17 protein-coding genes and 1 pseudogene are annotated in these 13,457 nt (G+C 70.0%); 9 read left to right on the top strand and 9 right to left on the bottom strand.

Annotated features, from left to right (window positions below):
• Positions 1–21: 21 nt before the first annotated feature.
• On the top strand, positions 22–522 hold the full coding sequence (locus tag H8N03_RS12730) for a nucleoside 2-deoxyribosyltransferase (RefSeq protein WP_187076569.1): 501 nt from the start codon (positions 22–24) through the stop codon (positions 520–522).
• 139 nt (positions 523–661) lie between these two features.
• Here H8N03_RS12730 and H8N03_RS12725 read toward each other — a convergent pair whose 3' ends face one another.
• From H8N03_RS12725 to H8N03_RS12715, 3 genes and pseudogenes are all read right to left on the bottom strand, one after another.
• Entirely contained in the window at positions 662–1,402 is a 741-nt protein-coding gene (locus tag H8N03_RS12725; protein WP_187076568.1) for a GNAT family N-acetyltransferase, read from the bottom strand.
• A gap of 20 nt (positions 1,403–1,422) precedes the next feature.
• Entirely contained in the window at positions 1,423–1,842 is a 420-nt protein-coding gene (locus tag H8N03_RS12720; RefSeq protein WP_187076567.1) for a hypothetical protein, read from the bottom strand.
• 6 nt (positions 1,843–1,848) lie between these two features.
• Positions 1,849–2,957: pseudogene (locus H8N03_RS12715) on the bottom strand (NADH:flavin oxidoreductase/NADH oxidase).
• 93 nt (positions 2,958–3,050) lie between these two features.
• Here H8N03_RS12715 and H8N03_RS12710 point away from each other — a divergent pair.
• The 3 genes from H8N03_RS12710 (at position 3,051) to H8N03_RS12700 (ending at position 5,027) form a co-directional block, all read left to right on the top strand.
• Positions 3,051–3,698 (top strand): CoA transferase subunit A, encoded by a 648-nt coding sequence (locus H8N03_RS12710; protein WP_187076566.1) that lies wholly within the window; start codon positions 3,051–3,053, stop codon positions 3,696–3,698.
• A 2-nt stretch (positions 3,699–3,700) separates the two neighbouring features.
• Positions 3,701–4,354, top strand: a complete 654-nt coding sequence (locus H8N03_RS12705) for a 3-oxoacid CoA-transferase subunit B (RefSeq protein ID WP_187076565.1) — start codon at positions 3,701–3,703, stop codon at positions 4,352–4,354.
• 154 nt (positions 4,355–4,508) lie between these two features.
• Positions 4,509–5,027 (top strand): hypothetical protein, encoded by a 519-nt coding sequence (locus tag H8N03_RS12700; RefSeq protein ID WP_187076564.1) that lies wholly within the window; start codon positions 4,509–4,511, stop codon positions 5,025–5,027.
• Here H8N03_RS12700 and H8N03_RS12695 read toward each other — a convergent pair.
• The 3 genes from H8N03_RS12695 to H8N03_RS12685 all read right to left on the bottom strand — a co-directional run bounded on the left by H8N03_RS12695 (position 5,024) and on the right by H8N03_RS12685 (position 6,752).
• Positions 5,024–5,200, bottom strand: a complete 177-nt coding sequence (locus tag H8N03_RS12695; protein ID WP_187076563.1) for a hypothetical protein — start codon at positions 5,198–5,200, stop codon at positions 5,024–5,026. The two genes, H8N03_RS12700 and H8N03_RS12695, sit on opposite strands and share 4 nt — an antisense overlap.
• A gap of 187 nt (positions 5,201–5,387) precedes the next feature.
• Positions 5,388–6,008 carry a DUF938 domain-containing protein gene (locus H8N03_RS12690; RefSeq protein ID WP_187076562.1) on the bottom strand — a complete coding sequence of 207 codons (621 nt, stop codon included), beginning with the start codon at positions 6,006–6,008 and terminating at the stop codon, positions 5,388–5,390.
• A gap of 144 nt (positions 6,009–6,152) precedes the next feature.
• On the bottom strand, positions 6,153–6,752 hold the full coding sequence (locus H8N03_RS12685) for a M15 family metallopeptidase (protein WP_187076561.1): 600 nt from the start codon (positions 6,750–6,752) through the stop codon (positions 6,153–6,155).
• 16 nt (positions 6,753–6,768) lie between these two features.
• On the opposite strand from H8N03_RS12685, the gene H8N03_RS12680 reads away from it, so the two are divergent.
• On the top strand, positions 6,769–7,236 hold the full coding sequence (locus tag H8N03_RS12680) for a DUF3237 domain-containing protein (RefSeq protein WP_187076560.1): 468 nt from the start codon (positions 6,769–6,771) through the stop codon (positions 7,234–7,236).
• 1 nt (position 7,237) lies between these two features.
• Here H8N03_RS12680 and H8N03_RS12675 read toward each other — a convergent pair whose 3' ends face one another.
• Both H8N03_RS12675 and H8N03_RS12670 read right to left on the bottom strand, forming a co-directional pair.
• Entirely contained in the window at positions 7,238–7,927 is a 690-nt protein-coding gene (locus H8N03_RS12675; RefSeq protein ID WP_187076559.1) for a hypothetical protein, read from the bottom strand.
• 110 nt (positions 7,928–8,037) lie between these two features.
• The gene (locus H8N03_RS12670; RefSeq protein WP_187076558.1) at positions 8,038–8,868 is read right to left on the bottom strand and encodes an aldo/keto reductase; all 831 of its coding nucleotides are present in this window, start codon (positions 8,866–8,868) and stop codon (positions 8,038–8,040) included.
• Between the two features lie 65 nt (positions 8,869–8,933).
• Between H8N03_RS12670 and H8N03_RS12665 the strand changes: the two genes are divergently transcribed.
• The 3 genes from H8N03_RS12665 (at position 8,934) to trhA (ending at position 11,449) form a co-directional block, all read left to right on the top strand.
• Complete coding sequence (locus H8N03_RS12665) at positions 8,934–10,022, top strand: mandelate racemase/muconate lactonizing enzyme family protein (protein WP_187076557.1); 1,089 nt, start codon at positions 8,934–8,936, stop codon at positions 10,020–10,022.
• An 18-nt stretch (positions 10,023–10,040) separates the two neighbouring features.
• The gene (locus tag H8N03_RS12660) at positions 10,041–10,688 is read left to right on the top strand and encodes an RraA family protein (protein WP_187076556.1); all 648 of its coding nucleotides are present in this window, start codon (positions 10,041–10,043) and stop codon (positions 10,686–10,688) included.
• A gap of 113 nt (positions 10,689–10,801) precedes the next feature.
• Complete coding sequence (gene trhA, locus H8N03_RS12655) at positions 10,802–11,449, top strand: PAQR family membrane homeostasis protein TrhA (RefSeq protein WP_187076555.1); 648 nt, start codon at positions 10,802–10,804, stop codon at positions 11,447–11,449.
• A 29-nt stretch (positions 11,450–11,478) separates the two neighbouring features.
• Here the strand turns inward: trhA and H8N03_RS12650 are convergent, their stop codons facing one another.
• Positions 11,479–11,919 (bottom strand): hemerythrin domain-containing protein, encoded by a 441-nt coding sequence (locus H8N03_RS12650; protein ID WP_187076554.1) that lies wholly within the window; start codon positions 11,917–11,919, stop codon positions 11,479–11,481.
• 977 nt (positions 11,920–12,896) lie between these two features.
• Between H8N03_RS12650 and H8N03_RS12645 the strand changes: the two genes are divergently transcribed.
• Positions 12,897–13,235: a hypothetical protein gene (locus H8N03_RS12645; protein WP_187076553.1), complete on the top strand. Its 339-nt coding sequence runs from the start codon at positions 12,897–12,899 to the stop codon at positions 13,233–13,235.
• The last annotated feature ends 222 nt before the right edge of the window (positions 13,236–13,457 follow it).

Genomic DNA, 13,457 nt, shown 5'->3' with positions numbered 1-13,457 from the left:
GCCCGCGCGCACAATGCGCGGGTGCCCCTCCACCGCCTCTATCTTGCCGGGCCGGACGTGTTCCGGCCCGACGCCGTCGAACACGGCCGGCGCCTGGTCGCCCTGTGCGCCGAGCACGGCTTCAGCGCGATCTTTCCGCTGTCCGAATCGCTGCCGGGCGGCCTGTCGCCGCAGGCGCTCGCCCGCCACATCTACCAGGCCAACGTGGCGCACATCGATGCGTGCGACGCGGTGGTCGCCAATCTCGACTTCTTCCGCGGCCCGGAGCCGGACAGCGGCACCTGCTTCGAGGTCGGCTACGCGGTCGCGCGCGGCAAGCCGGTGATCGGCTACCTGCCCGAAGACGGCAGCTTCGCGGAGCGCATCCGGCAGCGGTATCCGCAGGCCGTGGGCGCGGGGCTGGTCGATGCGGCGGGGTGGCAGCTGGAGGAGTTCGGGCTGCCGTTGAACCTGATGCTGGCGGTGCCGGCGAGGGTCGTGGTGGGGGACCTGCGGGCGGTTCTGGAGGCGCTGCGGGGGTGATCGGCGCCGCACGGTGGGGTTCGCTTCGCTCACCTTCCCGGCGGGCGCCGGCCACCCTACAACTTCCGCAGTCGGGATTCGTAGGGTGGCGCGGCGAAGCCGCGGACGGTGAGCGAAGCGAACCCCACCGATGGGGTGCCTACCGCGCCCGCTGCCAATACGCGTACGCCCACGCCGTGGCGAACCCCCGCCGCGCATAGAGCGCCTGTGCGTTCGCGTTGGCGGCCTCCACCTGCAGGAAGCACCGCTGCACGCCGCGCGCCAGCGCCGCCTGCGCCAGGGCGGCGAGGATCGCGCCGGCGAAACCCCGGCCGCGCCACGCCGGCAGCGTGCGCATGCCGTGCACGCCGCACCAGCCGTGGCTGGTGCAGGCGGAGCCCACGGCGACGGTGCGGCCCTGCACGCGCACGCTCGCGAACAGCGAGTCGCGGCCGCGGCGCAGGATCGCCAGCCGGCTCGCGCCGTCGACGGGGTCGAAGCCTTCGCCCAGGAAGACCTGCTCCCATTCCCCGCCCGGTGCAACCTCGATCGCGAGCTCGCCTTCCGCCGGGCGCGCCGCCAGCAGCGCCGCGAGCTCGCCCGTCTGCACCAGCGTCGGCTTGCCGCGCGCGTAGCCCTGCGCGCGCAAGGCTTCGTGCAAGGGGGTGAAGGCGGCAAGCTCCGGGACGCGCAGCACCAGCGGCAGGCCCGCTTCGCGGTAGCGGCGCTCCAGCTCCGGCAGAACGCCGGGCGACGCGCCGCCGTGCGCCAGGGGCACCGCGCTGTGGCAGCGCCCCACGGTGCCGTCGTCCAGCGCCAGCAGCCAGTCGCCCCACTGCACCAGCCGCCGCGGCGGCACGGCGTCCAGCGTGGCGCGTTCGATGGCTTCGATGTCCTGCATCGCGCCATTGTGGCGCGCGGTCAGAGGCGACCGCCTGCGCGTGCGGCTTCGCAGACCGCGTCGTAGGCCCAGGCGAGCTCCGCCTCCTGCACGGGAAGGACGGGCCCCGGCACGCTGGACATGAGCAGCGGCGCGCCGCTGCCGTCGTACGCATGCGCCGCCAGCACGCGCAGGGTGCGGCGGCTGCAATCGAATTCCGTGCGCAAGGCCGTGCGGTGGATGCGCGCGCCGCGCGCGTTCCACGACGCGAGTTCCGGCACCCACGCGGGGCGGCCCCACCAGCGCAGCCACGCGGTCACGCGCGTGCGCTCCTGCTGCAGCGACGCGACGTCCACCTGGAGGTCGGGGGCGCCGGGCACCGCGCGCCAATCGGCCGCGTGCGCCGCGCCAGCCACGAGCACCGCAAGGACGGCGGGTGCGAGGCAGCGTGGGAGTGACATGGCCCTCTATCTCTGCCCGAAGCGCGAGCCCTCGAACAGGTCCTTGTATTGCCGCGGCTGCGAGCGCCAGTACTGCTTCGGCCCGAACACGTGCGCGCCCAGCTTCGCCGCCGCGTGCCAGGGCCAGCGCGGGTCGTACAGCATCGCCCGTGCGAGCGACACCGCGTCCGCTTCTTCGGCGGCGAGGATGGACTCCGCCTGCTCCGGCTCGGTGATGAGGCCGACCGCGATGGTGGGCAGCCCCACTTCGGCTTTCACGCGCTGCGCGTAAGGCACCTGGTAGCCGGGCCCGAGCTTGATGGCCTGCGCGGGCGAGACGCCGCCGGTCGTGACGTGGATCGCCGCGCAGCCGCGCTCCTTCAGCACGCGCGAGAGTGCCACCGTGCCCTCGATGTCCCAGCCGCCCGGCACCCAGTCGGTGGCCGAGATGCGCATCCACACCGGGATGTCCTCCGGCACCACCGCACGGACCGCGTCGAAGACTTCCAGCGGGAAGCGCATGCGGTGCTCGAGGCTGCCGCCGTACGCATCCGTCCGCTCGTTCGCGAGCGGCGACAGGAACTGGTGCAGCAGGTAGCCGTGCGCCCCGTGGATCTCGATGCCGTCGAAGCCGAGCCGCACGGCGCGCTGCGCGGTCGCCACGAAGTCGTCGCGCACCTTGCGCAGGCCTTCGGCGTCGAGCGCGAGCGGCGGGTCTTCCCCATCGGAATGCGGCACGGGGCTGGGCGCGAGCGTCTTCCAGCCGCCCGGCTCGTGCGGATGCAGCTGCGAGCCGCCTTCCCAGGGCGGCCGGCTCGACGCCTTGCGGCCCGCATGCGAGATCTGGATGGCCATGCGCACCGGCGAGTGCGCGCGGACGAACTTCAGCACGCGCGCCAGCGCGTCCTCGTTCGCGTCCGAATACAGGCCCAGGTCGGCAGGCGGCCTTCGGGCGAGACCGCGGTCGCTTCGACGATCAGCAGCCCCGCGCCCGAGAGCGCGAGGTGGCCCAGGTGCACGAGGTGCCATTCGGTCGCGCAGCCTTCCTCCGCGGAGTACTGGCACATGGGCGCGACGACGATGCGGTTGGGCAGGGAAAGGCTGCCCAGCTGCCAGGGCGTGAAGAGGCGGCTCATGGCGCGAGGGTAACTCCGGCGGGCGCCACGGTGGGAGCGGCATGGCACCAAGGTCCCATCGTGCACGGTCGCCGCGGCTCCTATCGTGCGTCCATGGAAACGAACACGGCGGAAGAAGCGGCCGCCCTCATCCCGGATGGCGCGGTGCTCATGATCGGCGGCTTCATGGGCGTCGGCTCGCCCGAACGCGTGATCGACGAGATCGTGCGCCAGGGCCGCCGCGACCTGACCGTCATCGCCAACGACACGGCGGTGCCCGGCACCGGCATCGGCAAGCTGGTGAGCGCGGGCGTGCTGCGCAAGGTGGTCGCCAGCCACATCGGGCTGAATCCCGAGACGCAGCAGAAGATGATCGCGGGCACGCTGGAGGTGGAGCTCGTGCCGCAAGGCACGCTCATCGAACGCATCCGCGCCGCGGGGCACGGCCTGGGCGGCGTGCTCACGCCCACGGGCGTCGGCACCGTCGTCGAGGAAGGCAAGCGCCGCATCGAGGTGGACGGCAAGCCTTACTTGCTGGAAACGGCGCTGCATGCGGACTTCGCGCTGGTGCAGGCTTTCATGGCGGACTACCTGGGCAACCTGGTGTACGCGCTCACCGCGCGCAACTTCAATCCGGTGATCGCGATGGCGGGCCGCAAGGTCGTGGCGGAAGTGGAGCAGGTCGTGCCGGTCGGCATGATCTCGCCCGACCACGTGGTCACCCCCGCCGTGCTGGTGGACCATCTCGTGCCGAGGGCGTGACCATGGATGCACAGACGCTCATCGCCCGCCGCATCGCGCTGGAACTGCACGACGGCATGCTCGTGAACCTGGGCATCGGCATCCCGACGCTGGTGGCGGGCTACGTGCCCCCGGGCCTGGCGGTCTTCTTCCAGTCCGAGAACGGGCTGATCGGCACCGGCGCCATCCCCGAGCAGGCCATGGCGCAGCCGCGCCTGACCGACGCGGGCGGCCGCCCCGTCACCGCGATTCCCGGCGCCTGCACCTTCGACAGCGCGATGTCCTTCGGCCTGATCCGCGGCGGCCACGTCGACATCACGGTGCTCGGCGCGCTGCAGGTGGATGCGGGCGGGCGGCTCGCCAACTGGATGATCCCCGGCAAGATGGTCCCCGGCATGGGCGGCGCGATGGACCTCGTGACCGGCGCGCGCCGCGTGGTCATCGCCATGCAGCACACCGCCAGGGGCAAGCCCAAGATCGTCGAGCGCTGCACCTTGCCGCTCACGTCGTCGCGGCCGGTGGACCTGGTCGTGACGGAGCTCGCCGTCATCGCGCAGCAGGGCGGGCGCCTCAAGCTGCTGGAGACCGCGCCGGGCGTCACCGTGGAGCAGGTGCTCGCGGCCACCGAGGCGAAGCTGGACGTCGCTGCCGACGTGCGGACCATGCCGATCGCCTGACGCGCTGCTGCAGTGCAGCGAAGTGCCGGTGGTCGTCGGCCTGCCGCCACACATCGGGCGGGCTGGGGGCCGAATCGTTCGCACGCCAACGATCCCCGCTATACAGTCGGGCTGGAGCCCTGCCGGAAAAGCACGGCAGGAAACCGACGCCACGATGATCTTCGCGAAACGTTCGCAACCCCCACCGCCGGCGGAGCACGACTCCGCCCATACGCACTACAGCTCCCAGCTCGCTGGCGAGGGGCTGGAGCGCGAGTACGAAGAGATCGTCCGCGCGCAGCTCGTCCGCCTGGGCGTGCCGCTGGAGAACGTCGAGGTCGAGGTGCGTTCGGCCGGCACCATGCAGGACGGCCGCAAGGTCTACCTGGGCATGGTGCGGCTGGTGAAGTGGGAGGCGCGCACGACGCTGCGCCTGCTGGTCGCGCTGCCGCTGCTGGAAGCCAAGACCCGCCAGTCGCTGGAAACCACCTGGCTGATGGACGTCAGCCACTTCGGCGGCCTCTGGGTCCATGCTTCCTCGGGGCTGCGCCACGGCGAAGTGATGGGCGACATCCGCGAGGCGATCAAGCTGCTGGAACTCGGCCCGCAGGCCCAGGACAGCCGGCCCGCCGAGGCCGGCTGGAGCGCGAGCGTCCAGGCGGTGCTGGAAGTCCCGCCCGACAGCAAACGCTAGCCTTTCTCCGGCTTCTCGTCGCTCGACTTGGGCGGCAGCCCGGCGCGCCGCCGGATGTCGCGCACCAACAGCTCGAACAGGTCCTTCAGTCCTTCGCCCGAACGTTCCCCCGGGAGGCGCGACTCTTCCCACTTGCTGTCGCGTGGGGGTTTGGGTTTCCGGCCGTCGGTCATGGGTCCACGGGGATGCTGGGCTGCAGTATCCCCCCGCGGCGTCGGGCCGCCAGTAGGACGTGGCGGAAAGCCGCATCAGCGTGCCCCCTATGGCGGGGAAAGGGCGCGACTACGCACTTGCCGGGAGGGCGGTGGCGCCGTTCGGTGGGGTTCACTTCGTTCACCTTCCCGGCGTGCGCCGGCCACCCTACAGGGCGCCCGCCGCCGGGGAGCGGGTGAACACCAGCAGGAGGTTGTTCGCCGGCATCGCGTAGCGCTCCCGCAGGAGCAGCCCGCAGCGGCGCGCTTCGGCTTCCACCGCCTCGCGCTCGCGAAGGCCCCAGGCGGGGTCGCGGTCGCGCAGGCTCTGGTCGAAGGCGACGTTGCCGGGCGCGGTGGGCACCTCGCGCTCCAGGTACGGGCCGTAGGTGACCAGCAGGCCGCCCAGCGCGAGATGGCGGGCCGCGCCCTCCATCAAGCCCGCGCAGGCCGCCCACGGCGCGATGTGCAGCATGTTGGCGCAGTAGATCGCGTCCAGGCGTTCGTCGACCGGCCAGGAGGGCGCGGTGACATCGAGCAGGACGGGCGGGCGGACGTTGGCGAGGCCGGCCTCCGCCGCGCGGGCGGCTATCGCGGGCAGCATGGACGCATCCGCATCCGTCGGCTGCCAGGACCACCCCGGGAACGCCGCGGCGAAGAAGGCGACGTGCTGCCCGGTGCCGGAGGCGATCTCCAGCGCCGTGCCCGAGGCGGGCAGCACCTGGCGCAGCACGTCCAGGATGGGTTGCTTGTTGCGGTCGGCGGCGGGGCTGTGGGGGAGGTCGGCCATGCCCCATTGTCCCCGTCGTGGGACGGCAATAGGACCAAAGGACGATGCAAAACGGGCGAAAGCCGGGCACACTGCTCCCCTCCCAACGACGTCCTTCCAAGGACTTGAAAGCCACCGCGAGGTGGCTTTTTTTTCGGCTGGGGCTCAGTCGACCCGGAGGAAGGTCTTGCGGACGTGGTCGCGGTCCAGCATTTCGAAGTGCCACCACTCGTTGTCGATGCCGCGGAACCCGCCTTCGAACATCACCTTGCGCAGGAGTTCGCGGTTGCCCACCTGCCGCGGGCTGAGCCGGCCGCTCACCAGGTGCTCCGCTTCCAGCTTGGGGTGGGAGAGCTCGGTCATCGCGTCGTAGCCCGTGCCCATGTCCAGCTCGCGGCCCTGGGCGTCGGTCAGCGTCGCATCGAGTGCCATGCCGAAGGAGTGGATGGACCCGCGCGCCGGATCGGCGACGTACTGGCGCAAGTCCGTGCCCTCGAGGTGGTCCCAGAGCTGGATCTGCACGCGGTGCGGCCGCAAGGCGTCGAGCACCAGCAGCCGGTAGCCCGGCGCTTCGCGCGCCAGCACGGCCACGGCGCGCTGCATGCCGGTGGCGGCCAGGTGGTGGAGGTAGGCGCAATCCAGCGCGCCGTACAGGTTGCGGCCGACGAAGTTGTCGGTGCCGGCATAGCGCAGGTCGACGGCCAGGCCCGGGAGGCTGGGCAGGTGGCGGAAGTCGGGGTGGGAGGAAACGTCTTCGCAGCGCATCGGGCATCATCCTGCCATGGCTAGATTGTCCTCGCCCGAACTGCGTTTCTTCGCCGACCTCTCCATCGAGGTCGCCGCGCCCCATGAAGTGGGCGACACGCCCGCCGGCCGCCGCCGCGTCATCTCCATCCTCGGAGGCGAAGTACAGGGCGACGGCTGGAAGGCCCGTGTCGTGCCCGGCGGCGCGGACTTCCAGCTGATCGTCGCACCAACGCTCGCCCGGCTGGACGCGCGGTACCTGCTGGAGACCGAAGCCGGCGAATTGATCTTCGTGCAGAACAGCGCGATCCGCGTCGCGTCCGCGGAAGTCACGGCGAAGTTGATCCGCGGCGAGCCCGTGGATCCGTCGCAGGTGTATTTCCGCTGCGTGCCCTCGTTCGAGACGGCAGCGCCTTCGCTGCGCTGGATCAACGAGCGCATCTTCGTGGGCACGGGCGTGCGGCGTCCGGACCGGGTGGAGATCAGCGCCTTCGAACTCGCCTGAATCAGGCGAACTGGCCGGCGAGCTGCAGGGCCTCCTGCGCGCCGGTGCGCACGTTCGCGATGTGGCGCTGCGTCTCGACGGGCAGCGAGGCGGTGTTGATGCCGTCCCACTTGTTGCGGCCGCGGACCGACAGGTTGTAGTAGACCGACACGCCTTCGCGCAGCTTGGCCGCGCGCTCCTGCGGCGAGAGCTTCAGGTGCGCGATCTTGCGCGACGCCCACTCGGCGCCATGCTTCATGTAGACGGCGGCGGCGTGCACGGCCTGCACGGGGTCGTTGGGATCCTGCAGGCCGAGGCCCTTGGCCGTGGCCGGTTCGAACTGCGCCAGGCCGACGCTGGCGACGCCGTTGCGCCCCATGAGACCGACGCTCGCCAGGCCCGCGTGGTCCGCGGCGGAGCGCGCAAGCATCAGGCGCGAGGCCTCGTCCAGCGTGCGCAGCGTCTTGCCGCCCTGGCGCACGGGCACCCAGCGCATCTTCTTGTGCAGGTCCTTGGGGCCGTGCACCGCCGCGACCGCCTTGGCCGCCGTCGCGCCCGCGGCGCGCGCAGCGATCGCCGCCACCGCCTTCGCAGCCGGTTGCGCGGACGGGTGCTTCTGCATGGTCGGGCCCGCATGGCTCGACAGGGCGGAACACCCGAGGAACGCGATCACGGCGGCGGTACGGACGGTGGAAGGACGGAAGCTCTGCATCGTTGCGGTCGGGCCTGTTTTGTAGGACGGCTCCGATAGACCGCGTAGGCGCGCAGGCGTTCACCTGGGATGCGTGCATATTCAGCAGATCGACGATCGATGGCGACCGTTCATCGCCAACACGGCGGATGAGGCAGCTCAGAGCATCGCGAGCGGCGTCGGGCCGTCGGCAGCTGCTGCGCCGACAACGGCTGGGCCAGCGCTGCGGCGTTCTCCTCCACGCGGCGCGTATCGCTTGCCTTCGGGATCGCGATCACGTCGTCGCGCGCCAGCAGCCAGGCGATGGCGACCCGTGCGGGCGTCATGCCGTGCTCCTGCGCGAAGCGCAGCAGCGCAGGGTGGCGCAACAGCCGGCCCTGGTCGAACGGCGAGTACGCCATCAGCGGCATGCGGCGCTCGCGCATCCAGGGCTGGAGGTCCCATTCGATGCCGCGCTCGCCGAGGTTGTAGAGCACCTGGTTCACCTGCGCCGCGCTGCCGCCCGGCGTGTCCCACAGTTCCTGCATCGCGTCGGTGTCGAAGTTGCTGACGCCCCAGTGGCGGATCTTGCCCGCGCGCTGCAGGGCCTCGAAGGCCTCCACCGTCTCCGCCAGCGGCACGGCGCCCGGCCAGTGCAGCAGGTAGAGATCGATCGTCTCCACGCGCAGCCGCCGCAGGCTCGCCTCGCAGGAGCGCGGCATCGCGCGCCGCGACGCGTTGTGCGGGTAGACCTTGCTCACGAGGAAGACTTCGTCGCGGCGGCCCGCGATCGCCTCGCCCACGAGTTCCTCGGAGCGGCCGTCGCCGTACATCTCGGCGGTGTCCACCAGGGTGAGGCCCAGGTCGAGGCCGCGGTGCAAGGCAGCGATCTCCTGCCGGCGCAGGCGCGGATCGTCGCCGATGTTCCAGGTGCCCTGGCCGAGGGCGGGCACCGTCTCGCCGCAAGGGAGCATGCGTTGCATGCGCGCAGTATGCGCTCAAGGAAAACCACGATGGCCCGGCCGCGGGCCATGGCATACACCGCGCCATGGCCGTCCTGACCGCGATCGAACCGGGCTATTACCGCCTGCCGCTGCCCACGGCGCTCACCGACGCGATGCACGGGGAGATGCGCGCCTTCGAGCTGAACACCGTGAGGGTGCGCGACGCCGACGGCGAGCAGGGCGTGGGCTACACCTTCACCTGCGGCCGCAACGGCGCGGCGATCGACGCGGTGCTGCGCCGCGACTTCCCCGAGGTGGCGATCGGCGAGGACGCGGACCGCATCGAGCACCTGTGGAAGCGCCTGTGGTGGGCTTCGCACTACGGCGGCCGCGGCGGGCCCACGGTGCTGGCCCTGTCGGCGCTGGACATGGCCTTGTGGGACCTGAAGGCGCGACGCCTCGGCCAGCCGCTGTGGAAGCTGCTGGGCGGACACGCGCCTCGCGTGCGCTGCTACGCGGGCGGGATCGACCTGCACCTGCCGGTGGACCAGCTGCTGCGCCAGACCGATGCGAACCTGGAGCGGGGCTTCCGCGCGATCAAGATGAAGGTGGGACGCGAGCGCCTGTCCGAGGACGTGGAGCGCGTCGCTTCGATGCGCCGCCATCTCGGGGACGGCTTTCCGCTGATGGCGGATGCGAACATGAAGTGGACGGCCGACCAGGCGATCCGCGCGGCGCGCGCCTTCCAGCCCTACGACCTCACGTGGCTGGAGGAGCCGATCGTCCCCGACGATGTCGCCGGCCACGTGCGCGTGGTGCGCGAGGCCGGCATTCCCATCGCGGCCGGCGAGAACCTGCGCACGCTGTGGGAGTTCAAGCAGCTGGTCGCGGAAGGCGGCGTGAGCTTCCCCGAGCCGGACGTGACCAACTGCGGCGGCATCACCGCCTTCCTGAAGATCGCGCACCTGGCCGAGGCGTACAACCTGCCCGTCACCTCGCATGGCGCGCACGACGTGACGGTGCACCTGCTGGCCGCGGTGCCCAATGGCGACTTCCTGGAGGCGCACGGCTTCGGCCTGGACGCCTACATCGCGGAGCCGCTGCGCATCGAGGACGGCTGCGCGCTCGCGCCGGACCGCCCCGGCCACGGCATCGCGTTCGACTGGGAACGGCTGCAGGCGATCCGCGCCTGAATGGAGGAGGAAGCTGCCATGGACAGAACGAGCGAACGCCTGGCCCAGTGCTACACGGGCGTCGTGCACGACGTGATGCGCGCGATGGGGCTGCGCGACTTCACGCTGCCCGCCGAACTGCGACCGCTCTTTCCGGAGCGTCGCCTCGCGGGCCCGGCCTTCACCATCGACGGCCGCGTGGACCCGCGCGCCGATGCGCACGAGACGCTGCTCGCCTGGACCGGTTTGCTGTCGCGAGCGAAGCCCGGCCACCTGTGGGTGAGCCAGCCGAACGACCGCGTGGTGGCGCACATGGGCGAGCTCTCCGCCGAGACCCTGAAGAACAAGGGCGTGCTCGGTTGCGTCGCGGACGGCTACGTGCGCGACGTCGACTTCCTGCTCGCCATGGGGTTCCAGACCTGGTCGCGCGGATTCACGCCGCGCGACATCGTGGGCTACTGGCTGCCGCGCGCGGTGGACGTCGACATCCGCATCGGCGACGTGATCGTCGCGCCGGGCGACTACCTGCTTGGCGACCGCGACGGCCTGGTGCGCGTGCCGAAGGCGATCGTGGAGGACGTGCTGGAGAAGGCGGAAGCGGCGATCGCCACGGAGAACAAGGTTCGCACGGCCATCCTGGGCGGGGTGGATCCGCAGGAGGCGTACAGGCGATTCGGGAAGTTCTAGTTCGCGGGCGGCTGGCGCCGACAACCGCCGCTTTCCGACGCGGGCTGCCAGCGTGCGGCTGACAAGGTGGGCTCCCGGGGGCTGCAAGGATGCAGTCCAAGAAGGGAGATTCCATGGCCACCGCCGCATGCCGTGCCCAGTCGCCGAAGGAAGAGGTTGCGAACTCGCTCAGCCACGGGCTGGGTGCCGTCCTCGCCGCGATCTTCAGTCCGCAGCTGATCCAGCATGCGCTGGACGCGGGCGCGGTGCACGGGCTGGCCGCCGCGGTGTACTGCGCGTCGATGATCCTCCTCTTCTCGGTCTCGGCGGCCTACCACTGGCTGCCGCCCGGCGCGACCAAGGACCTGCTGCGCCGGCTGGACCACGCGGCGATCTTCCTGTTCATCGCCGGCACCTACACGCCTTTCATGCTGGGCAGCCTCGCGGAGGACGGCGGCTACTGGGTGCTGGGGCTCGTGTGGCTGATCGCCACGGCGGGCACGGTGGCCAAGTGCGCCAACCGGCTCACGCATCCGGTGCTGTCGACGGCCGCTTACCTCGTGCTGGGCTGGTTGTCGGTCTTCATCCTCGATCCGCTGCTGCGCACCGTGCCGCAGGAAGGCCTGGCGCTGATCGTGAGCGGTGGCGTGCTGTACACGCTGGGCGCGATCGTGTTCCACCTGGACGAGCGCGTGCCGTACGCGCACTTCGTGTGGCACCTGCTGGTGCTGGGCGCGAGCGGCTGCCACTTCGTGGCGGTGCTGCGCTACGCGGCACCCTGAAGGACGCCGCGTTTTCGTCGTGACGCACCTCAGGCGGGGTGCGCTTCCATCAGTTCGGTCTTGCGCAGCTGCAGCTGGTCTCCCAGCCGCATGAGGTCCATGCCTTGCGCGGCGCGCGCCTTCGGGAACATCTTCTCGCGCTCGTCGTTCACGTGGTGCAGGATCGCGTCCTCGAGATCGAGCATCAGCTTCGCGTTCTGGCGGTCCGCGTCGATCTTGGCGATCAGCTCGCGCGCTTCCTTGTGCTCCTTGCGCGAGTCCTTCAACACCTCTTCGTCGCCGGTTGCCTGCTGGTAGGCCGGATAGAAGATCTCTTCCTCGATCTGCATGTGCACCAGCAGCGACTGGCAGATCTCGGACGCCAGCACCTGCTGGCGCCGTGCATCGTGCGCAGCCTTGTACTGCTCGAACATGCGGATCACTTCGTTGTGGTCTTCGTCGAGCAGTACGGTCGCATCTTGTTGAGCCATGGGTTTTCTCCTTGCATTTCGGTGATGGGACGAAGGTAGCAAGGGGGAGGGTGCGGGGGGAGAAAGGTTGTGAGAGGGTTGGTGTAGTTGGTGGCCTACGTGCGAGGGGGGCCGCGGCCGCTGAGCTCCTGTGGCGTGCACTGCCGCCTGGGGCAAGGGACGGATTGCAGCCCCTGGGGTGGTGATATTTCCCCGTGGAGGAACCTTGCGGCAAAGGAGGCGCGGGGCCGCGGGTGGGGCGCGTGTTGCGCTTCAACCATGCCTGGCTTGCACGTGCGCTTTTCGACCTGAATAATCGCGTCCCATGCAAAAGCAGCAATCGGGGCAGGAACTTGCGGGCGACTGCGATGCCAGCTTATGGCGCACGGTTGATCTTATGGCGCAGGTTTGCAGGTTTTATGGCGCGGGTGCGTGCGCTCGAAATTACAGTTAAATCGCAGAACCGATGTCTCGCCCAACCTCCCTTCCCAAGATCGCCTCGGCAACCGTTCTTGTACTGGTCTTGGTCGGCGCCGCCACCTTTCTCCAGGCGGTACTCGCCGGGTTGGCGCTTCCAGCCTTCGGAGAGCGCGGCGGCTCATCGACTGCGTTTGTTGTCTCCGATCTTCTTAGTCGCTTCGTCCTCGTGGCTGTCGCCGCTTGGGCGGGGACAGCGATGGCCCGAAGCTCGGCCAACGTCGTCGCCCTCGCGAGTGCTTGCATCCTTGGGGTCGTCGGCATCCTGCTGATGGTTCGCTCAGGCGAGCCCTCCACCTGGTACAACTACCTCGGCCTGCTCGTCCTAGTGGGAGGCTCGCTCTTTGGCGGCATGGTCTGGAGTCGGAAGGGGGCGGAAAGTGCGCGCGCTGCGACTTAACAGGTCGGTCGACTCGGACACGTTGCGGCAAGGGGCCGCACGGCGCCGTTGGGAATCGTGCACCGTGCGGCCCCTTGCCGCAACGTGCCGGTCACCTTTACGTTAGACCGCACGAAACGTCGTGGATGTTGAAACGCTCTTGGATTCCGCCCGTAGCAGCGAGGTGTTCCTCGAGGAAACAGGGTGGATGGCGGGAGTCGCTCCCGAGGAAATCGAACGGGCGCACTCGGAGTTCTCTGCGCATTTCCAGAAGTGGCTTGGCACATTGAGCGAGAAGCTTGGCCCGCCGTTGTTCACCCGCATTTCTGACCAGCAGCTGGCGGCCGACCTGTACCTCGAAGCCACCGAGCTCGCTGCATGGCCGCATGGTTCCGGATATTGGGTGCTTGCGCGTGGGCAGCACGACCGCGACACTCCTGTATTCGTCTCATTTGGGTATCGGGAGGCAAGTGCGGTCTAACAGGTCGGTCGACTCGGACACGTTGCAGCAATGCGCCGCGAGGCGCCGTTGGCTATCCTGCACCTCGCGGCGCATTGCTGCAACGTGCCGGTCACCTTTACGTTAGACGGCATGAACACCTACCATCGGTACAAGGAGCTCGGAAGGCCGCTTGAGTACTTGGCGGAGTGTTGGGCTCGCGGCTGGTCATCTGACCCAGTGGAGAAGGAGCAGTACGACTGG

The sequence above is a fragment of the Ramlibacter cellulosilyticus genome, from assembly GCF_014297465.1.
Taxonomy (GTDB): domain Bacteria; phylum Pseudomonadota; class Gammaproteobacteria; order Burkholderiales; family Burkholderiaceae_C; genus Ramlibacter; species Ramlibacter cellulosilyticus.
The sequence above is the reverse complement of the archived record's forward strand: the minus strand, read 5'-3'. Positions and strand labels throughout refer to the sequence as shown.